The 20,534-nt window shown below is 63.6% G+C and carries 16 protein-coding genes; 4 read left to right on the top strand and 12 right to left on the bottom strand.

Annotation, left to right across the window (positions count from 1 at the left end):
* Positions 1 to 42 precede the first annotated feature (42 nt).
* The 12 genes from ACZ1JY_RS17490 to ACZ1JY_RS17435 form a co-directional block, all read right to left on the bottom strand.
* Positions 43 to 1,218, bottom strand: coding sequence for an alanine racemase (locus ACZ1JY_RS17490; RefSeq protein WP_465131513.1), 1,176 nt, complete (start codon positions 1,216 to 1,218; stop codon positions 43 to 45).
* 25 nt (positions 1,219 to 1,243) lie between these two features.
* A complete protein-coding gene (locus tag ACZ1JY_RS17485) occupies positions 1,244 to 2,101 on the bottom strand; it encodes a GNAT family N-acetyltransferase (RefSeq protein WP_206065688.1) in 858 nt (285 codons plus the stop codon).
* Positions 2,102 to 2,272: 171 nt separating this feature from the next.
* Positions 2,273 to 2,989 carry a cupin domain-containing protein gene (locus ACZ1JY_RS17480; RefSeq protein ID WP_168904287.1) on the bottom strand — a complete coding sequence of 239 codons (717 nt, stop codon included), beginning with the start codon at positions 2,987 to 2,989 and terminating at the stop codon, positions 2,273 to 2,275.
* Positions 2,986 to 3,933 (bottom strand): ornithine cyclodeaminase family protein, encoded by a 948-nt coding sequence (locus ACZ1JY_RS17475; RefSeq protein WP_118075285.1) that lies wholly within the window; start codon positions 3,931 to 3,933, stop codon positions 2,986 to 2,988. Before ACZ1JY_RS17475 ends, ACZ1JY_RS17480 begins: the two co-directional genes overlap by 4 nt.
* Positions 3,934 to 3,947: 14 nt before the next feature.
* Positions 3,948 to 5,756 (bottom strand): ABC transporter ATP-binding protein, encoded by a 1,809-nt coding sequence (locus ACZ1JY_RS17470; protein WP_465131512.1) that lies wholly within the window; start codon positions 5,754 to 5,756, stop codon positions 3,948 to 3,950.
* Entirely contained in the window at positions 5,753 to 6,574 is an 822-nt protein-coding gene (locus ACZ1JY_RS17465; RefSeq protein WP_118075283.1) for an ABC transporter permease, read from the bottom strand. The genes ACZ1JY_RS17470 and ACZ1JY_RS17465 overlap by 4 nt, the downstream gene beginning before the upstream one ends.
* Positions 6,575 to 6,576: 2 nt before the next feature.
* Complete coding sequence (locus ACZ1JY_RS17460) at positions 6,577 to 7,557, bottom strand: ABC transporter permease (protein ID WP_205525324.1); 981 nt, start codon at positions 7,555 to 7,557, stop codon at positions 6,577 to 6,579.
* On the bottom strand, positions 7,554 to 9,071 hold the full coding sequence (locus tag ACZ1JY_RS17455; protein ID WP_465131511.1) for an ABC transporter substrate-binding protein: 1,518 nt from the start codon (positions 9,069 to 9,071) through the stop codon (positions 7,554 to 7,556). Before ACZ1JY_RS17455 ends, ACZ1JY_RS17460 begins: the two co-directional genes overlap by 4 nt.
* On the bottom strand, positions 9,071 to 9,745 hold the full coding sequence (locus ACZ1JY_RS17450; protein ID WP_168904283.1) for a haloacid dehalogenase type II: 675 nt from the start codon (positions 9,743 to 9,745) through the stop codon (positions 9,071 to 9,073). Before ACZ1JY_RS17450 ends, ACZ1JY_RS17455 begins: the two co-directional genes overlap by 1 nt.
* A 168-nt stretch (positions 9,746 to 9,913) precedes the next feature.
* A complete protein-coding gene (locus ACZ1JY_RS17445; protein ID WP_465131510.1) occupies positions 9,914 to 10,843 on the bottom strand; it encodes a 2-hydroxyacid dehydrogenase in 930 nt (309 codons plus the stop codon).
* Positions 10,840 to 11,847, bottom strand: coding sequence for a PepSY-associated TM helix domain-containing protein (locus ACZ1JY_RS17440; protein WP_465131509.1), 1,008 nt, complete (start codon positions 11,845 to 11,847; stop codon positions 10,840 to 10,842). The genes ACZ1JY_RS17445 and ACZ1JY_RS17440 overlap by 4 nt, the downstream gene beginning before the upstream one ends.
* A gap of 55 nt (positions 11,848 to 11,902) precedes the next feature.
* Entirely contained in the window at positions 11,903 to 14,059 is a 2,157-nt protein-coding gene (locus ACZ1JY_RS17435) for a TonB-dependent siderophore receptor (RefSeq protein WP_465131508.1), read from the bottom strand.
* 452 nt (positions 14,060 to 14,511) lie between these two features.
* Between ACZ1JY_RS17435 and ACZ1JY_RS17430 the strand changes: the two genes are divergently transcribed.
* From ACZ1JY_RS17430 to ACZ1JY_RS17415, 4 genes are all read left to right on the top strand, one after another.
* Complete coding sequence (locus tag ACZ1JY_RS17430) at positions 14,512 to 14,850, top strand: hypothetical protein (protein WP_465131507.1); 339 nt, start codon at positions 14,512 to 14,514, stop codon at positions 14,848 to 14,850.
* A 63-nt stretch (positions 14,851 to 14,913) separates the two neighbouring features.
* Positions 14,914 to 16,023 (top strand): efflux RND transporter periplasmic adaptor subunit, encoded by a 1,110-nt coding sequence (locus tag ACZ1JY_RS17425; protein WP_465131506.1) that lies wholly within the window; start codon positions 14,914 to 14,916, stop codon positions 16,021 to 16,023.
* Positions 16,023 to 19,130 carry an efflux RND transporter permease subunit gene (locus ACZ1JY_RS17420; RefSeq protein ID WP_465131505.1) on the top strand — a complete coding sequence of 1,036 codons (3,108 nt, stop codon included), beginning with the start codon at positions 16,023 to 16,025 and terminating at the stop codon, positions 19,128 to 19,130. Before ACZ1JY_RS17425 ends, ACZ1JY_RS17420 begins: the two co-directional genes overlap by 1 nt.
* A complete protein-coding gene (locus ACZ1JY_RS17415) occupies positions 19,127 to 20,389 on the top strand; it encodes a TolC family protein (RefSeq protein WP_465131504.1) in 1,263 nt (420 codons plus the stop codon). Before ACZ1JY_RS17420 ends, ACZ1JY_RS17415 begins: the two co-directional genes overlap by 4 nt.
* Positions 20,390 to 20,534: the final 145 nt, after the last annotated feature.

Below are 20,534 nucleotides of genomic sequence, written 5' to 3'. Positions count from 1 at the left end.
ATCGTTTCTCCGCCCTCGCGGGCACTGGAAAACAAGGCGCTGTCACCAACCCCGCATGCGCGGCCAGTTGCCGATGATGTCGCGGCCATTTCCGTCGACCACGCTGTAGCCTTCGTGTTGTGCGCAGGTGGCACAAGCGTGATTGGGCAACACTCGCACGCGCGAACCAATTGGCAGATCGGGCAATACGCCGCTGCTGCCCGGGCGTACCTTGATGATACCATGCTCCTGGCTGGCGTCCTCCACGATCACGTCGGCAAACGGATTGCCGTCGATGTCGCAGACGAGGCCATAGCCCTGGTCCACAGGATGGCGCTGCGTCCCGCGATCGCGCGAGAGCGCCATCCAGCCGCCATCGGTGAGGATCCAGCCCTTCTCCGGGCGATGGCCGATCACCGTCAGCAGCACCGATGCGGCAATGTCGTCGACTGCGCACACGCCGATCCCGTGCATGACCAGATCGAAGAAGCTGAACACGCCCGCACGCACTTCGGTGACGCCGGTCAGATCCTGCGCAAAATGCGCGGTCGGAGTCGAACCCACGCTGACCACAGACGCTGCGTGTCCAGCAGCGCGAAGTGCCTCTGCCGCCGCAACCGCAGCGGCGCGTTCGCCCTCCGCTGCTTCCGGCAGGCCTGCACCGCCCCGCGCATTGTAGGATTCCCCGGCATGCGTCAGAACGCCCGCAAGCTCCAGCCCGCCGTCTCGCAGGACATCTGCAATGGCAACAAGAGCCGGATCATCGGGCAGGACGCCGCCGCGATGGCCATCGCAATCGATCTCGATCAGCACGGCTGGCATGGAGCCGCCATCGGACGCCGCCTCGGCCAGAGCGTGAGCCTGCTCCAGCGTGTCGATCAGCACCGAAAGGCGCACGCCTCTCGCCACCAGCTTGCGCGCCCGCTCGATCCGATTGAAGCTCAGGCCCACCGCATAGGTGATGTCAGTGAAGCCACCGTCAGCGAAGTATTCGGCTTCTGCCAAAGTCGAAACCGTGATCGGGCCGGTTCCTTCAGGAAACAGCCTGCGCGCGACATCCACGGACTTGCTCGTCTTCACGTGCGGGCGGAATCCAGTACCCAACTTGGCCAGATGCGCGCGCAGCCGGGCAATGTTGCGATCCACCTTGCTCACGTCGAGGACAAGTGCCGGCGTGGCCACCGTGTCCAGCGAAGCCGGGGTTGCCGATACGGCATCGAGAACTGCAGTTTCCGTCATCATTATCCCGCCTGTAAGAATAGCATCAGCCCAGCGACTGGTTAGAAAGCGCCACCAGCATGGCGCCCGGCGCAGAAACCGGCGCTGCGCCAAGCGCCATGATCGGGGCCCGGTCAACCTGAGGCAGTCCGATTTCTTCCAGCCACGGCGCAAGGCCGCTCGTTTCCGTAACGTCGATCCGCACGAACACGCCTTCATAGGCCGATGCGAGCACTGCAACGATGGCCTTGGCATCCTGCGCGCTTGCCGCGACGACGGGCCCGATCACCACGCCGCGCCCCCAGCGCCTGACACAACCATAACCCGAGATGCCGCCATCTCGTTCAACCACCACCGCGTCAGCCACGCCAAGCAGCGCGTCGAGCAACACCCGCCGGTCCATGCCCGAAGCCGCGGCGTCAACCGCATCGATGGCAGACCGGTCACCCGGCGTTGCCGCCCGCACCGGCACCGAGGTGTCGATTGCCGGAACATGGTCCAGCACCGCCTGATGCTGGGTGATGAAGCCGCAACGCGCGAACCCCAGCTTGGTGTAGAGCGGCTCGCCGTCCTTGGTGGTGATAAGGGTCATCCGGCGGCCTGCGGCATCGGCCAGCAGTGCCGCCATCAGCTTACCGCCGATCCCCTGCCGTTGCGCATCGGGCGAGACGATGATCATGCCGATCGTGGCAAAATCCTCGCCATAGGGCCACCACAGCGCGGTCCCGAGCAGCTTGCCCTCCGCTTCCACGGCGAAGCCACGACCCAGTTCGAAAGCAAATTGCCAGTCTTCCAGGCGATATGGCCACTTTAACGCGAGCGACAGGCCTTGCGCCTGATCGAGGTGGTCCACCCGCATCGCGATCACGCCGTTGCTTTCGCTCCCGACCATGGCCCCCGACATTCCCAGAATACTCCTTCGCGCGACCTCAGGCAAAATCAGGCTACGGCGCCGTACCCAAGGTTAAAGCGGATTCGCGCTGGCAAAATGTTCCGAAAGCCGGAAATCTTCACGGCGGTCATGCGCAAGATACCATCAGGGGCGGAATATTATGCCGCCCCTGATGGACCGAGTTCAGCCGAGCGGGCGCTGCGTTGCGAAGACCTTCTTCACGTATTCCTCGCTCAGCCAGGCACAGCCATCGCCGCGCACGAACATGCACACGTCACCCTTGCGGAACGATACGCTGCCATTCCCATCCGTGAACGTAACCGCCCCTTCCATCAGCAGCATCAACTCGACCTGACGGTAGGGGATCTGCTTGCGATGATAGGGCGTGGAATCCCACGTTCCAGCGCAGAATTCGGCATTGGCAGAAACATAGTCGGAGAAACCCCGGCAGGTCGGAACTTCACCCAGCAGGTTTTCGTTCGCTGGCGGGCTTGAAGGATTGAGCGGCGCGCTCTTGTCGATCATCACCGGCGTGGTCCGGTTGCCTGCGCGATCCGTCGGCGCCGAATAGACTACTGCCAGCAGATCGTCCGATGCTTTCCAGCCAAAGCTGCAACCGAACGGCAGCGCGCAGCATTCGTCGGGGCCCAACGCCAATGTGGCATCCTCCGCCGCAATCTCCAGCCTGCCGGTCAGCACAAGCACGAACTCGTCAGTCGGAAGCGCAGTAACCTGCCCCTCCCCTCGCGGCGAAAAGGCAGAAACAACCGCCTTGTCGTCGGCAAAGGCTGGTGCGGCTCGGCCATCCAGCCAGTCTGCCGATGGTTTCGCTATGGGTGCATAGGCGCGAATGTCCACCACCGCGCCAACTGCGGTCTGCCCGGCTTCCAAGGTTGTCATGCGTTCTCTCTTTCCGATTCTGTAATCCGAAGGGACTTGGCAGCAATCAGGCTGCGGGCAATCGTCAGGTCCTGCAGGGCAATGCCCGAACTGTCGAACACCGTGATCTGGTCAGGCGACATACGTCCCTCGGCCCGGCCCAGCAGTACATCGCCCAGCGCCGTGATCCGGCCGCGATCGCCAGTAAAATGCTGCAGATCGCCCATCACCACGGCTTGCGCCGGATAATCGCAGAACAGCGCCGCGCGGTCGAACAACGCTGGCGGCAGTTCCTGCTTGCCCGCCGCGTCCGAACCCATGCTGGCAACATGCGTGCCGGGACGGACCCATTCGGCTGCGAACAGCGGCGCACGCGCTGGCGTTGCCGTCACGATGATGTCGGCCCGCTCGCACGCGTCCTTCGCCTCGGCCAATTCAGCGTTCAGCCCTTCGGCCTTCAGCGCCTCGACGAACTCCCGCCCCTTGGCCTCGTCCCGCGCCACGACCAGCACTTGGCAGATCGGCCGGATGCGCGAGATGGCAAGGCATTCGAATAACGCCTGGTTGCCTGCGCCGAATACCGTCAGCACTGAAGCGTCTGGCCGCGCCAGCACATCAGCGGCAACCGCATCGGCCGCAGCCGTGCGATAGGCGTTCACCTTGCCTGCCTCGATCACCCACTCGACCCGACCGACGCGCTGATCGAACAGCAGGATCACGGAGTTATGCCGGGGCAACCCGATCTCTGGATTGCCCGGCCAGAATGAGCCGACCTTCAGCCCGGCAAAGCTGCCGGTGGAAGCCGACTTTATCGAGAAGCGGTTGGTCGGCTCTGTGCCATGCGCCAGCACGGCAGGAAACAGCACCGCATCTTCGACTACGGCACAAAGCGCCTCGCGCGCGGCGGCAAACGCCATCTCATGCGTCACCAGTGCGGCGGACTCTTCTTCGGATATGAACTTCAAGGCAATTTCCAGTTTCATTGAATTTCGCAGCCCGCCAGCTCAGCCTCTGTCCGATGGCAAAGCAGCAGATTGCCAGCAGTCATGGACCGCAGCGCCGGCGGGCTCGTATCGCAGCGTCCCGCGATCGCCGCCGGGCAGCGCGGCAGAAAGCGGCACAGCCCGGCATCGTCCACCGGCAGGCCGACCTGCGACTTGCCCTTCTGCGCTACCCCGGAAAGCCAGTCCGTGCGCAATTCCGGCACAGAGGAGATCAGCAGGTCGGTATAGGGATGATAGGGCGGAGCGTCGTAAGTACGGCTCAGGCCTGCTTCCACGCGCGTGCCCTTGTAAAGCACGACGATCTCGTCACACAGTGCCTTCACCGTGGCGATATCGTGGCTGATGAACAGATAGGCCACGCCAAGATCTCGGCGCAATTCGGCCAGAAGTTCCAGGATTGCCTCGCGCACCACGGTATCAAGCGCCGAGGTCACCTCGTCGCACAGGATCACGTCAGGATTGGCGGCCAGTGCCCGGGCCAGGTTCACGCGCTGCTTCTGCCCACCCGAAAGCTCGTCGCAACGCCGGTCTGCAACGCCGACCGGCAGCTTGATCAGATCGAGCAGTTCGGCCACGCGTGCCTTGGCCGCAGGGCCGCTCATGCCATGGTAGAAGCGCAGCACCCGCCCCAGAATATCGCCCACGCTATGCGCCGGATTCAGTGCCACGTCGGCATTCTGGAACACGATCTGAATGCGACGCAGTTCCTCGCGACTGCGAGCGCTCAACGATGCGGCCAGCGGATGCCCGTCGAGCAGCGCCGTCCCGGCGGTCGGGGCGAGCAAGCCTGCCACAACGCGCGCCACAGTCGATTTGCCCGAGCCCGATTCCCCGATCACCCCCACAGCGCCACCACGCGGCACCGTCAGGCTGACATCGCTCAGCACCGGGTGAGCGGGATGTCCGTTCCTGTCAATCGGGCCATAACCTGCATGGATGCCCTCAATCGAAAGCAGCGGCGCGCCTTCTGCCGGAGTGGGCGCCGCCGCCTTCACGACCGGCTTGGCTGCGGCCAGCAGGGTGCGAGTATAATCGTCGGCGGGTGTCTCCAGCACCGCACGCACCGTGTTCTGCTCGCGCACCTTGCCGCGATTGAGCACGAGAACGCGGTCCGCCATCTGGGCAACGACCGCCAGATCGTGCGAAACGTAGACACCGGTCGCGCCCTGCTCTCGCACAACGTCGCGGAAAGCCTGCAGGACTTCCACCTGCGTTGTCACGTCCAGCGCCGTGGTCGGCTCGTCGAAGATGACCAGATCCGGCTTCGTGATCAGCGCCATCGCCGCCATCAGGCGCTGCAACTGCCCGCCGGAAAGCTCGTGGGGATAGCGGCTGCCGATGGTCTGCGGATTCGGCAGCGCCAGCGATCCGAACAGTTCGACCGCGTATTTGCGCGCATCGGCATCCGAAGCCGTGCCATGGATCAGCGCAGGCTCGATCACCTGCTCGATCACCCGGCGCGAAGGATTGAACGCCGAAGCCGCGCTCTGGGCGACATAGGTGATGCGGTGTCCGCGCTGCGCGGCCAGGCTATTGGCGGCGGCGCCATCCAGCGTCGCCGTGCCCACGGAAATGTCGCCCGAGATCTTCGCCCCGCCTCGGGCATAGCCCATCAGCGACAGTGCAATCGTCGTCTTGCCCGAACCGGATTCCCCGATCAGCGCCAGCACCTCGCCACGCCGGATGGCAAACGAGACGTCATCGACGATGCGCAAAGGTGAGCCGTCAGCCGCACGGACAGTCACGCACAGGCCGCGCACGTTCACATGGGGCTGCATCGTCATTCGGCCTTCCCCTGCGTGGCGGCATCGATCAGCAGGTTCACGCCAACGGTCAGGCTGGCAATCGCAACAGCCGGGGCGACGATTGCCAGCGCGCCTTCAGCAAGCCCGGAGGTATTCTCGCGCACCAGCGATCCCAGATCGGCATCGGGCGGCTGCAGCCCGAGGCCAAGGAAGCTGAGGCCAGACAGCAGCAGCACGATGAACACGAAGCGCAGGCCGATATCGGCAAACAGCGGCTTGATCATGTTGGGCAGCACTTCCACCAGCGCCAGGTGCAACCGCCCCTCGCCCCGAGCACGCGCCACCTCGACATAATCGAGCTTGGCCAGCCCTACCGCCAGCGAACGGGCGATGCGGAAATTGCCGGGCACGTACGTGATCGCGATGATCATCGTCAGCAGCACCAGCGACGATCCGAATGCCGCCACCAGCACCAGCGCAAAGATCTTGCTGGGGATCGAGATGAGCGTGTCCATCGATCGCGAGAGGAGTTCGTCAAGCCAGCGCGGCCCCACCGCCGCCGTCAACGCAAGGCCGGTGCCGATCCCGGCGGCAATCGCCACCGCTATCGCCGAAAGCCCCACCGTAAAGCGCGCCCCGGAAAGCAGGCGGCTCAGCACATCGCGCCCCAGAAAGTCACTTCCCAGCCAATAGGCACTGCTCGATCCGGCAAAGACTTCCTCGTTCACGAAGGAACCCGGCGGGTAGGGTGCGATCCATGGCCCGATTACCGCAACCACGATCCAGAAAAGTACGAGCGCAAGGCCGATCTTGCCCGAGAGCGGCAAGCGCATGGCGCGGCGGACGAGATTGGCCATGGTCATCCCTGTCGCAGGCGGGGGTTAGCAAGGATTGCAACTGTATCGGCGATGAGCACCAGCAGCAGGTAAGCCGCGCAGAAGATCATCGCACAGGCCTGCAACAGCGGCATGTCGCGCGAGGTGACCGCGTTCACCATCAGGCTGGCCAGCCCCGGATAGCTGAAGATCGTCTCCACGATGATCGCCCCGCCAAACAGGTACGAAAGGCTCAGCGCCATCGCGTTGGCAATCGGCCCGACCGCATTGGGCAGGACGTGGCGCACGATCAGGCGGCGCGGAGAAACACCCTTCAGGCGCGCCATCTCGACATAGGGCCGGTCGAGCTCGGCGATGATCGCGGCGCGGATCATCCGGCCCAGTTGCGCGATCACGCCCACGCCCAGCACCATCACCGGCATGGCGTAGGCGCGCAGGAACTCACCCAGCGTCGGGTCCTGCGGCACGATCGTGATGGAGGGCAACCACAGCAGCTTGACCGAGAACAGCAGCACGGCAATCGTCGCCACCAGGAATTCCGGCAGGGCCACCATCGCCAGCGTCATGATGTTGAGCGCCCGATCCGTGGACCGCCCCCGGTTGACGGCTGACACTATGCCAATCAGGAACGCGAACGGTACCGAAAACGCGGCCGTCAGGCCTGCCAGAGTCAGTGTATTTGGCAGCCGTTCCGAAATGATGTCGGCCACCGGCTTGTTGGCCACGATCGAATTGCCGGGATCACCCACGGCAATCGCCCGCAGCCATTCAAAATAGCGGACCACGGCTGGTCGATCGAGCCCCATCTCGTGCCGCAAGGCCGCGACTTGCTCCGGCGTTGCCCCTTGTCCCAGCACCTCCTGCGCGGCGTCGCCCGGCAACAACCCGCTGATAGTGAAGACCACCGCCGAGACCAGCAGCAGCGTCAGCAACGCCAGGCCGATACGCTTTGCCACAAGCCGCATCGGTCCGCGCCAGGGCGACATGGCAGGCGCACCACTCATGCTGCAAGCCACACGTTTTCGCCGAAAGTATAGCCCGCCAGGCCACCAAACGGGATCGGCTCCAACCCGCGAATGCGCCGGTCATAGCCATCGAGAAGGCTGATGAACACCGGAATGCCCAACCCTCCGCTGCGGTGGATCATCCACTGCATCTCACCATAGATCGCCTTGCGCAGGACCGGATCGCGCGATTGCCTCGCCTCGAGCAACAGCTTATCGAACTTCGCGTTTTTCCAGCCCGCCTCGTTCTCCGTCGCGCCCGACTTGAAGAACAGGCTGAACATCATGTCCGTCGTCGGACGCTGATTGATGTTCCCGAAGGTAAGCGGATGCTTCATCCAGTGGGTTGACCAGTATCCGTCGCTCGGTACGCGATTCACAGCCAGGTTCAGCCCGATCTGCGCGGCATGCTCCTGCAGGATGGAGCCCATGTCGACCGATTGCGTCGCCGCAGGCGAAACATAGACCGGCAGCCGCGTGCCCAGCAGGCCCGACCGCTTGAGCAGGAACTTCGCCTTGTGCGGATCGAACACGCGCTGCGGAATGTCGGCGTTGAAATAGGGATCGAGCGGCGAGATCGGTTGATCGTTGGCGATCGTCGCAAAGCCCCGGAACAGCGCGCGCTTGATCAGGTCGCGGTCCATCAGGTGCTTCATCGCCAGCACGAAATCGGGATGGCCGGTCACCGGATTGTCCTGCCGCATGACAAGGTCGGTATAGAGTCCGGACTTGGTTTCCATCACCAGATGCGATGACGATGCCCGCACCCGCTTCACCGAACCGGGACTGACGGCAAGGCACATCTGCACATCGCCCGAAAGGAGAGCGTTCACGCGCGAAAGCTCGTCGGGAATGGCAATCAGCTCGATCTGGTCGAGATAGGGCTGGCCCGGTTTCCAGTAATTCGGATTGCGCTGCACGATCGTGCGGATGCCCGGCGCAAAGGCCTTGAGCACGAACGGTCCCGTGCCATTGGCCTTGCTGAAATCGCGCCGCCCGTTCTCCACGATCACGAACTGCGGCTGCGCCAGAATAATGGGCAGATCGGGGTTCGGCCCGGTCAGCCGCAGCTCCACCTCGTGCGCATTCACGCGGCGAGCGCTGGCGAACTGCTCCGCCACCGCCTTCACCTTCGATCCCACCGCCGGATCGCGATGCCGCAGCAGGGAATGGACGACATCGCCGGCGTCGAGCGACTTGCCGTTGTGGAACTGCACGCCGCGACGCAGGCGGATCGTCCACACCACATTGTCGGTTGATTCGATGGATTCAGCGAGGCCAGGCTTTACCGCCAATCCGCGGTCGTACTGCATCAACCCGCTGTAAAGCAGGAACATGCGCATGTAGTCGCTGGAATTGCCCGCACGCGCCGGGTCGAGCGTATCCGAAGTCGATGCAACGATTCCGGCCACGCGGATGCGGCCGCCCCTGCGCGGTTTTCCGATCAGCCCTTCGGCAGGGGCAAGCACCGCCCCCGCCGCAAGACTTCCCAGCAAGAGGCGGCGCGAAAGCATCAGAGGCCGACGACTGCCGGCAGCGCGCCGATGTGCGGAATTTCCACATCGCGATAGTTGGCGTTCGAAGGTTCGTGTCCCCGACCGATGAACACGCGGCAGCCAAAGCCAAGGTCAGTTGCCGTGTTCTGGTCATAGCGGAAGCTTGACGAGACGTGCATGCCCACCTCCGGACCCATGCCCAGTTGATCGAACATGTATTCGAACGCCTGCATGCGCGGCTTGTACGCCTGCGCGCTCTCGGCGGTATAGACCTTGTAGAAGGTGGCGCCGAGCTTTTCGACGTTCGACATGATCTGGCTGTTCATCGCGTTGGACAGGATCACCAGCGGGATCTTGTCGCAGATCTTGGAAAGGCCGCCGGGCACGTCATCATGCGGCCCCCAGGTCGGCACTGCTTCGTAAACCGCAGTCGCCTCTGCCTCGCGATATTCCACGCCCCATTTCTTCGAACAGCGCTCGAGCGAATTGGCGATCACCTCGCGATAGGGCTTCCACGGACCCAACACCTCATCCAACCGGTAGGCCGCCCAGTCCTTGCAGAAGTCCGGCAGCGCCTCGGCGGCGATGCGGTCAGCATAGAATGCCGTTGCCATCTCCGTCATGCGGAAACGGGTCAGTGTGCCATAGCAATCGAAGCTGATGAACTTGGGCGTGAAAACAGCTGTGCTCATGATTGAACCTCGTTTCCGGTTTCCGGCCCGGGTGACTCTTGCATTCTCGTGGGCCTTGTGACCGGGAAAGATGACCACCGTTCCGGCAGAACTTGCACCCGTTAGTTCAAGCCGGGCAGGTTTCTCTGCACTGTTCTCATGGGATTCTGCGGCATGACATGCTGCCCCTCAATAGCCCCGTGTCCTGTCGACTTCGCCTACCAGCGGCGCGCCTGCCAGCAGCCGTTGCAGATTGTCGGCAAGCACTTCGCCCGCCGTCTCGTGTCGCGTCTCTGCTGCCACGTGCGGCGTCAGGAAAATGGCGGGATGCCGATAGAATGCGTGACCCTCGGGCAGCGGCTCGGGGCTGGTCACGTCAAGCATCGCCGCGCGCAATTGCCCTTGATCCAAGGCCTCGATCAAGTCGTCAGCCACAAGATGACCGCCCCGCCCGGCATTGATGACGGCACTACCCACCGGCATTTTCGCAAAGGTTTCACGGCACAGAATTCCGCGGGTCTCGTCCGTCAGTGGCAGCAGGCAAACCAGAATGTCCGCCTGCATCAGAAACGCGTCCAGCTGGTCCTTGCCTGCAAAGCACGCCACGCCCGCGATCTCGCGCGCTGTCCTGCTCCAGCCGGACAGCGGAAAGCCAAGCGGCCCCAGCACGTCAAGTGCCGCTCTCCCCAGCTCGCCCAGCCCCATCACCCCGATCCGGCTTTCCGACGCCAGACGCGTGTGCCGATAGGTCCAGCGCCCCGCCCGCTGTTCGGAAATGAAGAACGGCAGGTCACGATGCAGCGCCAGGCAGGCCATGGCGACATATTCGGCCATGCCGGTAATGATCCCCTGCTCGACCATGCGCACCACCCGCACCTGCGGCGGCAGGGCCCCGATCGGCAGCTGGTCGATCCCCGCACCGACGCTGAACAGGATTTCGAGGTTGGGAAACTGGGCGATGAATTCCGGCGGTACATTCCACGCAGCGATGTAGCGCACGGCTTCCGGATCAACCGCGTCATGGCCCCAATGAAGAAACGGCATTTGCGGAACCCGCGCCGCAACGATCTCGCGCCAGACGCGGCCGCGTTGTTCCAGACCGTGATAGAGCAGTGTCACTTGCGTAGTTTCCTTTGCCGCCACCACATCATGGGGCCGGTGATTGAAAGTGCGATGATTGCCAGTCCCTCCAGCAGCAGAACAAGCATCCCGGCAAGGCCCGCGATGTCGCCCGTGTGCAGCGGCAGGACCTTCATCCACAAGGCCGGGCTTTCCGCCGCCGGCACGATGCGCAGCAGCTTCGCGTCGGAAAGTCTGACCGATACCGCATGAACAGACAGCGACCCAGCTTCGGGCGCACGAAAGTTCACGTCGATCCGGTCAGCGGCCGGAAAGCGCACGTCGCGAATTGCCGCCGCAGGATAGGCCCTTGTTGCCGCTGCCATTGCTGCATCGAGTTGCAACGGGGTCTGCGCAAAGGCCGTGGTTGCTGTCGGTGCGGCAGGCGCCAGATCGAGAAGCGCGAGCAACACGCCGGTCACCGCGCTGAACAGCACCAGCAGCGATGCCAACACCCCGCCACTGCGATGCCACTGCCGCAGTTTCACCCGTGCCGGCATCTTCGGATTGATCGCAAGCGACTTCTTCCAGCGCCCTGCTGCGGGCCACCAGAATGCCAGCCCGGTTCCCGACAGCAGCGTCAGCACGACGCCGTTCAGCGCAACGACGGCGAGGCCCGCCGTGCCCCACATCAACCGATAGTGCCATTGCAGCGCAGCCTCGAGCGGAAAAGCCCAGACCCCACCTTCGCGAAGTATCACGCCTGAAGCTGGCTCGATTGCGGCATAGTGCGTGCCGCCGTCGGCAGAAGCCAATTGCGCCATTGCCGGCCCGCCTGGATAGGCAGGCAGGTATAGCCGGTTAAGTTTCAGACCAGCACGACTGGCCGCCGCTGCAAGCATCGGAACCCCCAGCACCGGTCCATCGGAGCCTTGCGGTTCGAGCACCTGGGCAAGCGGCCCACGCAGCAGCAGGATAGTGCCGGTCAGCGCCTGCAGGAACAGCAGCGGCGCGAACAGCAGGGCCAAACGGCGATGCCATGTCAGAAAGCCGCTGCGCGTCATGGAAGCTTTGCCGGAAAGTCAGGTTGCCGGAGCGGGGGCTCCGGCAACCAGTTCATCAGAACGTGAAGGTAGCGCGCACGTTGAACGCCCGCGGCGCACCCGGAGCGATCCAGAACCGCGAGTAGGACGCAGCGTAGTACTGCTTGTCGAACAGGTTGGTCACGTCGGCGTTGATCTTGATGTTGTCGGCCGGTGCATAGCTGGCCGTCAGGCGACCGAGCACATAACCCGGAAGCTCGAAAGCCGTTGCCGTTTCACCAAGCCGCTTGCCGACATAGTTGAGGCCAGCACCGAAGGTGAAACGCTGTCCACCGATCAGGAAGCCCTTGTTGACGAACACGTTGGCCGAATGCTTCGGCACGTTGATCAGGCGGTCGCCCGGACGGATCGTCAAGCCGAAGTCCTTGTCTGCCGAAGCCGTCGTCCAGAAGGCGTCGATATAGGCATAGGATGCGAGGATCGACAGATCGCCTGGCAGGTTGGCGGTGAAGTCGAACTCGAGGCCGCGCGACTTGGCTGCACCGCCCGCAATCGAGAACCCGGCATGATCAGGGTTGGGGTCTGCGGTCAGGACATTGTCCTTCTTCATCTCAAAAACCGCAACCGATGCAGTGATCGCATCACCCGGTGCCGCAAAGCGCATGCCCACTTCAAAGGACTTGCTCATTTCGGCGGGGAAGGGGTTGACGAAGAAGTCGGTGCCGCTGTTGGGGCGGAACCCTTCGCCGTAGCCACCATAAAGCGAAAGATCCTGCGTCACCTTGAAAAGCACGCCAGCGGTCGGGCTGAACTGCTTCACAGTGGCGCTGAACGGCCTGTTGTTGACGCGGTTGACGATGTCCTGCTGGAAGTGGTCGTAACGGCCACCGACACGAACCTTGAACGCGTCAGTGAGGTCAATCTGGTCCTGGAAGTAAATGCCGTAGGCCTTCTGCACTTCGTCGGTGTTGGTCGTGACAGCCGTTGGCGTCGGCAACTGGCCATAAACCGGATTGAACACGTTGATCACGTTGTTGGAAGCGGTGAACGGAGCGCCAGGGGTATAGCTCGGCGGGCGGAAGCGGGTCTGGAACAGATCGATGTGGAAACGATCCCAGTCAGCGCCGACCAGCACGTGGTGGGTAATCGAACCGGTGTAGACCTTGCCCGAGAGTTCGCCGCGGATCGAAGTGTTGGTGGTGTTGTAATCGCGCAGGATGCGCTGGCGAGTCAGGTTCGTGCCGTCGTTGTCAAACGCCTGCCGACCGAGCGCCAGTTCGGCCTGCGTGCCAAAGCCGTAGAAGCTGGTATCACGATAACCGAAGCCGGCGAGGAAGAACCAGTCCTTCGAAAGCTTCTGCTGCAGCTGAAGCTGGTGACCCAGCACCTTCACGTGGATCGCACCATCGCCGGGCTCGCCGAGGAAGCGCGAGTTCGGAATGATGCCGAGCGTGCCGTCCTGCTTGGCAAGGACGCCGCGATCGAACGGTACCTTGTTGTCGACGAATTCCATCTCGTAGCTGAGGCTGGTGTCGTTGGTCGGCTTGAACAGGATCGACGGCGAGGCGACGTACTTGGTCTGATGCACGGTATCGCGGAAGCTGTCGCCATCCTGCACTGCCCCGTTAAGGCGGACTGCGAGAGTGTCGGTCAGCGCAAGGTTGTAGTCACCCTCGACCCGATAGTTGTTCCAGCTGCCGCCCTGAATGGCGAATGAGCCGAAAGTGTCGTCGGTGCGGGCCTTCTTGGTGATGATGTTGACCGTACCGCCCGGCTCGCCGCGCCCGAAAACGGCGCCGTTCGGACCTTTGAGTATTTCGATCTTCTCGATGTTCGAGGCATCGCGCGGGCCGCCGTAACCACGGCCGCCGTTGAAGCCGTTGACGAGGAAGCCCGATGGAAAGTTTTCGTCACCGGCAAAGCCGCGAACCGCGAAGGCATCCCACAGGCCACCGAAGTTGTTCTGCTTGGCAATGCCACTAGTCAGTTCGAGCGCAGCTTCAAAGCGGGTGATGTTGAGATCCTGCAAGACCTTGGCATCCAGCACCTGCACGCTCTGCGGAATGGAGGCGAGCGGGACGTCGCCGCGGTACTGCTGCCGCTGGCCGACCACGACCATTTCATCGGCCGGGGCCGCTTCTTCCTCTGCGGAGGCTGCGCTTTGCGCCCAGGCAGTGATCGGCATCGCTCCCATGGCAACGCCGGCAATCAGCGCGCCTTTTACTGCGGACATTTTCTTCATCGCAACTTCACCCCTCGTCTGTGATGCGTGTCATCGACCCCGCCCCGACCATGTAACATTGTTACATCGCCTTCAAGCGAAACCGTCGGTTTGAACCGTCCTGCGTCTTTGTTCTTATCCGTCGAGCTTATGGGTCCGCAGACGAATCTTCCGTCGAAAGGGTGCACGGCGACGAACTTTTATTGTGAAAAAATGGTGACACCGGAGTCTTTGTGCCGTCTTGCACATTTCCGATGGCCTTGAGGCCCGCGCGGCGGGACTTTTATCCGCGCGGCGCATTCTCCGCTGCGACGGTGACCCCAATCAGCGATTTCTGCTGTGAGTCCTTTGCATTCCGCGCAATCCGTCCGCCTGCCGCGACTATAAGGTCTAGGTCGCATAGAGGAGGTGCCGTTGTGACCGGTGAATTGCCCAATCAGCCAGTCATTGCTATGGGCGGGGCCATGCGGGAACTGCTGATCCGATTTGCGATCGTCTTCTCGGTCCTTCTGGCCGGAATGCACTTCCCTGCCCATGCCGCGCAAAGCAGGATCGATGGTGACGTCGAAGCCTATACCTGCATCGACCATGGCGGGCCGGAGAATGCTGGCAAGCATTCCACCCAGCCCGACGATCAGTCAGGAGAGGCGGCCCACCATCATCACAGCCCGATGGCCATCGGGCTGGACGTCAAAGCTGGCGCAAGCGACCTTGCGCCGACGCCCTCATTGCACTTCCCTGCCAGGGCCACCGCGCTGACTTCGCGCAAGACAGTCCCTCCGCTCGAACCGCCGTTGACCTGATCGCTCGTGCAGGGCGGCTTGTTTGTGAGCCGCCAGGAACTTGCGTTCAGGAAAGGCATTGCAATGAATACCCGCAATCTGGTTGTGGGCGGCACCTTGGCCGTCCTCGCGGCTGCTGCAGGCGGTTACGCGCTTTTGGGCAAGGACACCGCACCGGCGCCTCAAGCCGAGCAGGCTTCCGAGTCCGCAACGCCGATGGAATTGACCGACGCCCAGTTCGCCCGGCTCGGCATCAAGACGGCAGCCGCGCGCCTCAGTGGCGAAGTGCCGCTGGGTGCGGTTCCTGGCGTCGTCACGCTTCCCCCCGAAAGCCGCGTGGCCGTGACCGCGGCCCTGCCCGGCGCGATCCGCCAGGTCTTCGTGATCGAGGGGCAGGAAGTGAGCCGCGGACAGCCGCTGGCAACCATGGTCAGCCGCGATGCGATGGAACTGGGCGGGTCGCGCAGCCGCGCTTCGTCGCGCATATCGCTGGCCAAGGCCAATCTCGCCCGCACCGAAGCCCTCTTCAAGGAAGGCGTGATTGCCGGCGCGCGCGTGCAGGAAGCGCGCGCTGAACTGGCGCAGGCGCAATCCGAAGCTGGTGAAGCGTCGCGTATCCTGGCAGCCTCGGGTGCCAGCGGCAGCGGCATTGTCACCCTGCGCGCACCAATCTCGGGCCGCGTTTCCAAGGTGGCGGTGCAGACCGGTGGGCCGGTCGATGGCATGACCGCGCCTTTCGTGATCGACGCGGCAAATGCCTACCAGCTCGATCTGCAATTGCCCGAAAGGCTTGCAGGAAATGTTCGCCCCGGCATGACAGTATCGCTGCCCGGAGCCGCCACGGGCCGCATTCTTTCGGTTGGCTCGAGCATCGATCCCGCAACGCGCAGCGTGGTTGCCAAGGCGAACATTGGCAGCGCGCAAGGCCTCATTGCCGGCAAGTCGGTCATGGTCACGATTGGCGCGGGCGGCAGCGGTGAAGTGGTGAGCGTTCCATCCACTGCCGTCACCCGCATCGCCGAAAAGGACGTCGTCTTCGTTCGCACCGGCAATCGCTTCCAGCAGCGCGAGGTTCGCCTCGGTGGCAGTGGCAATGGCGAAAGCGCAATCCTTTCTGGCCTGAAGCCCGGCGAAGTGGTGGCGACCAGCGCGATCCCCGAACTCAAGATGCTGCTGGGCGGCGGGGGTGAGTGATGCTGAGACGCCTTGTTGAATGGTCGCTGGGGGCGCGGCTTGCCGTGCTTGGCCTGGCGCTGGCGTTGGCGATTTTCGGAGGCTGGTCATTCCAGAACCTGCCGATCGACGCTTTCCCCGATATCTCGACCACGCAGGTCAAGATTATCATGAAGGCCCCCGGCATGACGCCGGAGGAAGTCGAAAGCCGCGTCATCACCCCGATCGAGATGGAGATGCTGGGCATCCCCGATCAGGAGATCCTGCGTTCGGCCGCCAAGTACGGCATCGCCGACATCACGATCGACTTTTCCGACAGCGCCGACATCTACTGGGCGCGCACCCAGGTCACCGAACGCCTCAACAACGTCATGGCCGACCTGCCCTCGTCAGTAGAAGGCGGCCTCGCGCCGATCTCCACTCCGCTGTCCGATGTCTACATGTTCACTATCGAAGGTCCGCAATCGCTGGCCGAAAAGCGCCGCGTGCTCGATTGGGTCATCCGCCCAGCCCTGCGCACGGTGCCGGGCGTGGCTGACGTGAACTCGCTCGGCGGCCATGCCGAGACGTTCGAGGTCCGGCCCGATCCCGGAGCCATGGCCGCAGCGGGCCTCACCTATCACGATCTCCAGACCGCAATCGAAAGCGGCAACCGCAATGATGGCGCCGGCAGGCTGGCCAATGGCGAAAGCACGCTGATCGTGCGCTCGGTAGGGGCCATCCAGACTGCCGATGACTTGCGCGCCATCGTCATCCGCAGCGCAGCCGGCGGCGTCCTGCGCCTTGGCGACGTGGCAGCAGTGACCACAGGCAGCCTGACCCGTTACGGGGCCGTGACCAAGAACGGCACCGGCGAAGCCGTGCAGGGCCTGGTCATCGCCCTGCGCGGCGCCGATGCCAGCAAGGTTGTCGAAAACGTCAAGACGCGCATGACGGAAATCGAGAGCGGCCTGCCGAAGGGCATGAAAATCGACGTGTTCTACGATCGCTCCGAATTGGTCGGCCATGCCGTTTCGACGGTGGAGAAGGCCCTGATCGAAGCCAGCGTGCTCGTCGTCATCCTGCTTTTCCTGTTTCTCGGCAACGTGCGTGCCTCGCTGATCGTGGCCGCGGCCCTGCCCATGGCGACGCTGATCACGTTTATCCTCATGCGCTGGCTGGGCATGTCGGCCAACCTCATGAGCCTTGGCGGCCTGGCCATTGCCATCGGCATGCTCGTCGATGGCGCGGTGGTCGTGGTCGAGAACGTGGTCGACCGCTTCGCTCATCCGCACCACGGCTCCACCGGGAAGCTTCATCAGGTGCTGGTGGCAACCAGCGAAGTGGCAACCCCGGTTGCCTCGGGCATGGCGATCATTGCGTTGGTTTTCCTGCCGCTGCTCACGCTGCAAGGATTGGAGGGGAAGCTGTTCGGCCCGGTGGCGATGACCATCGTGCTGGCACTGGCCGGCGCGCTGGTACTGTCGCTCACGCTGATTCCGGTCCTGGCCTACTTTGGCCTGAAACAGGAGGCAGGTCACGACGACCCGTGGCTGATGCGCCAGTTGAGTCCGCGGTATCATTCGGCCCTGCAATGGGCGTTCGACAACCGGACGCGAGTCTATGCCATGGCCGGTGGGTCGCTGCTCGCAGCAGCGGTTGCCTATGGCTTCACCGGCAAGACCTTCATGCCCACCATGGATGAAGGCGCCGTGCTGATGCAGCTCGAAAAGCAGCCGAGCATCGGGCTGGACCACACTATCGCCGGAGACCTCAAGGCACAGAAGCTGATCATGTCCAAGGTGCCGGAGGTGCAGGACATCATCGCCCGCGTCGGTGCCGACGAGCTTGGCCTCGACCCGATGTCGCTCAACGACACCGATACCTTCATGCGCCTCAAACCACGCGAGGAATGGCGCGAGCAGGACAAGGAGTGGCTGATCGAGCAGATCCGCCTCGCCATGGAAGAGATGCCCGGCATCGAGGCCTCTTTCACCCAGCCCATCGAAATGCGCGTATCTGAAATGCTCACCGGCGTGCGCGGCGATCTTGCGCTCAAGATCTTCGGGCCGGACCTTGCAACGCTCGGCCAGATTGCCGCCAAGGCACAGGACCGGCTGCGCAGGATCCAGGGCGTGACCGAGGTAAAGACCTTGGCGGACGACAAGGTCGATTACCTCCAGATCGATATTGACCGTCTGGCCGCGGGCCGTGCCGGAATGCCGGTTGCCGAACTGCAGGACGTGCTGCGCGCCCAGCTTGAAGGCACTGACGCCGGCGTGGTTGCCGAAAGCCATCGGCGCGTTCCGATCGTGATCAAGGGTGATCCCGCCAACGCGGCCAGCCTCGATGTCTTCGCCAACCAGCTGATCCGCAGTCCGGACGGCACGCTGCTGCGTGTAGGTGACGTGGCGCGGGTCCATCAGGTCGAAGGCCCGGTGAAGCTCGACCACGAGAACGGATCGCGCTTTGCGGTGGTGCAGGCTTTCGTTTCCGGACGCGACCTTGTCGGTTTCGTCGAAGAAGCCAAGGCCGACATCGCCGCCAACGTCCAGCTGCCGCCGGGCTATCGCCTGGAATGGGGCGGTCAGTTCGAGAACCAGCAGCGCGCCTCGGCCCGGCTCGGCGTGGTTCTGCCGATTGCCTTGCTGCTGATTTTCGGCGTGCTGTTCTGGACGCTGCGCTCGGTCAGGGCCTCGCTGCTGATCATCGCGATGATTCCCTTCGCAGTCGTCGGCGGGATCGTGACGCTGGCAGTGTCGGGCGAGTATCTTTCGGTTCCGGCCTCGGTCGGGTTCATCGCCCTGCTCGGCATCGCCGTGCTCAACGGCCTTGTCATGGTCACCTATTTCCGCCAGCTGCGCGAACAGGGCCTGACCCTGCAGCATGCCGTCCGACAGGGGGCCGAGCGTCGCCTGCGCCCGGTGCTGATGACCGCCGCGATAACTGCCTTCGGCCTCGTTCCGCTGCTGTTTGCCAGTGGTCCCGGCTCGGAGATCCAGCGACCGCTGGCCATCGTCGTGATCGGCGGGCTCGTCACCTCGACGCTGCTCACCCTGTTCCTCCTGCCGATGCTCTATGAGCGGTTCGGCGAAAATTCCGCCGAGCGCACCGCGCTTGATGGCGGAATGGAAGGCGCTTCAGCATGAAGTACAGTCTTGTTCCTGCATGGCCGCTGCTGATGGCGGCCCCGCTCCTTGCCCAGACCAGCGACCAGTCCCTCACCGGTCTTTCCGATACGGCTGTGGTGGAGGCGATAGAGTCCCATCCCCGCTCTCGCGCCGCCGATGCCAAGGTCGAGGCAGCGCGACAGGAGGCTAACGCGCTGCGTGCCACCCAGAATGAGTTCACGCTGTCAGGCGATGTCAGCCGGCGCACCATCGAGGATGAAGGGCGCTACGCAGAATACACCGTTTCGCTGGAGCGTCCGATCCGTCTTCCCGGCAAGTCTGCGCTGGATCGCAAGGCCGGCGTTCTGGGTGTCCGCGTCGCCGAATTGCGCGCCGAAGACGCCCGGCATCAACTGGCGCTGCAACTGAACGAGCTGTGGTGGGATTGGGTCGCTGCAGCGGCCGAGGCAACGACCCTCGCCCAGACGCAACAGACGCTGGAGCGCGCCTATCGGGCGGTGGACAGCCAGGTGCGCGTGCAGGATGCGGCGCAAGTGGATGCCGACCGTGCCATGGCCGAAGCGGCCATGAACCGCGCCGGATTGGACGCGGCGCTTTCCGGGGCAGGCATTGCGCGCGAAAGGCTGGCCGCCCAGTTCCCGCAACTGGCCTTGCCCGCGCAAGCCCCGCCCTTGACTCAACCCGGCCAGCCACCTGCAGAACTCGCCCGCCTGCGTGAGGCGGTCATGACCTGCAATCACGAACTCCCGGCGGCACTGGCCGAATCCGAGCGCCTCGCCGCCCTGGCCGAGCGCAGCAGTCGCAACCGCATCGCCGATCCGACAATCGGCGCGCAGTTCTTCAGCGAGCGCGGCGGACTGGAACGCGGCGCCGGGATCGTGTTCTCGATGCCGATCGGCGGTCGCTATCGCGCGGCGCTGTCCGATCAGGCCGCAGCCGAGGCGCAAGTCGCTGCTGCCGAAGCTGCCAGCGCTCGTTTCGACGTGATGGAGATGGCCACGACAGACTACTCGGCGGCGCTGGGGACAGTGCAGGCATGGAAGGCAACAGCGGCGGCTGCGGCCAGCAGCAGGCGCGCCGCCGATCGGCTCGAGGCCGGCAATCGCCTCGGTCACGTCGATCTCGCGGATCTGCTTCTTGCCGAACGTCAGGCAAAGGACGCGGCGCTCGCCGAAACCCGGGCTCGGGCCGCTGCGCTACGGGCCGAGACGAAATTGCGTATCGATGCCCATCAACTCTGGCTCGATTGCAGCCACGAACAAAACGGACTGCAATGATGCAGTAGCTTTCAGATTCCCGTTGCGCCGCCTCGGTTTGCATCAATCCGAAGGCGGGCAGCGGGCTGAGAGCCTACGGAAAAGTGCGTTAACCGAGCGCTTGACCAGCAATTTCAGGTTGACGGTCGTCGTGTTGCTGCGCAAA

The organism is Novosphingobium sp. BL-A-41-Hi4B-X5A (genome assembly GCF_055521705.1).
This window is presented reverse-complemented; position numbering and strand designations above follow the sequence as displayed.

Excerpts from the sequence above, each read along its gene's own strand:
- ACZ1JY_RS17490 (WP_465131513.1), bottom strand. The coding sequence starts at position 1,218 with ATGACGGAAACTGCAGTTCTCGATGCCGTATCGGCAACCCCGGCTTCG.
- ACZ1JY_RS17485 (WP_206065688.1), bottom strand. The coding sequence starts at position 2,101 with ATGTCGGGGGCCATGGTCGGGAGCGAAAGCAACGGCGTGATCGCGATG.
- ACZ1JY_RS17480 (WP_168904287.1), bottom strand. The coding sequence starts at position 2,989 with ATGACAACCTTGGAAGCCGGGCAGACCGCAGTTGGCGCGGTGGTGGAC.
- ACZ1JY_RS17470 (WP_465131512.1), bottom strand. The coding sequence starts at position 5,756 with ATGACGATGCAGCCCCATGTGAACGTGCGCGGCCTGTGCGTGACTGTC.
- ACZ1JY_RS17465 (WP_118075283.1), bottom strand. The coding sequence starts at position 6,574 with ATGGCCAATCTCGTCCGCCGCGCCATGCGCTTGCCGCTCTCGGGCAAG.
- ACZ1JY_RS17460 (WP_205525324.1), bottom strand. The coding sequence starts at position 7,557 with ATGAGTGGTGCGCCTGCCATGTCGCCCTGGCGCGGACCGATGCGGCTT.
- ACZ1JY_RS17455 (WP_465131511.1), bottom strand. The coding sequence starts at position 9,071 with ATGCTTTCGCGCCGCCTCTTGCTGGGAAGTCTTGCGGCGGGGGCGGTG.
- ACZ1JY_RS17450 (WP_168904283.1), bottom strand. The coding sequence starts at position 9,745 with ATGAGCACAGCTGTTTTCACGCCCAAGTTCATCAGCTTCGATTGCTAT.
- ACZ1JY_RS17440 (WP_465131509.1), bottom strand. The coding sequence starts at position 11,847 with ATGACGCGCAGCGGCTTTCTGACATGGCATCGCCGTTTGGCCCTGCTG.
- ACZ1JY_RS17435 (WP_465131508.1), bottom strand. The coding sequence starts at position 14,059 with ATGTCCGCAGTAAAAGGCGCGCTGATTGCCGGCGTTGCCATGGGAGCG.
- ACZ1JY_RS17430 (WP_465131507.1), top strand. The coding sequence starts at position 14,512 with ATGCGGGAACTGCTGATCCGATTTGCGATCGTCTTCTCGGTCCTTCTG.
- ACZ1JY_RS17425 (WP_465131506.1), top strand. The coding sequence starts at position 14,914 with ATGAATACCCGCAATCTGGTTGTGGGCGGCACCTTGGCCGTCCTCGCG.
- ACZ1JY_RS17420 (WP_465131505.1), top strand. The coding sequence starts at position 16,023 with ATGCTGAGACGCCTTGTTGAATGGTCGCTGGGGGCGCGGCTTGCCGTG.
- ACZ1JY_RS17415 (WP_465131504.1), top strand. The coding sequence starts at position 19,127 with ATGAAGTACAGTCTTGTTCCTGCATGGCCGCTGCTGATGGCGGCCCCG.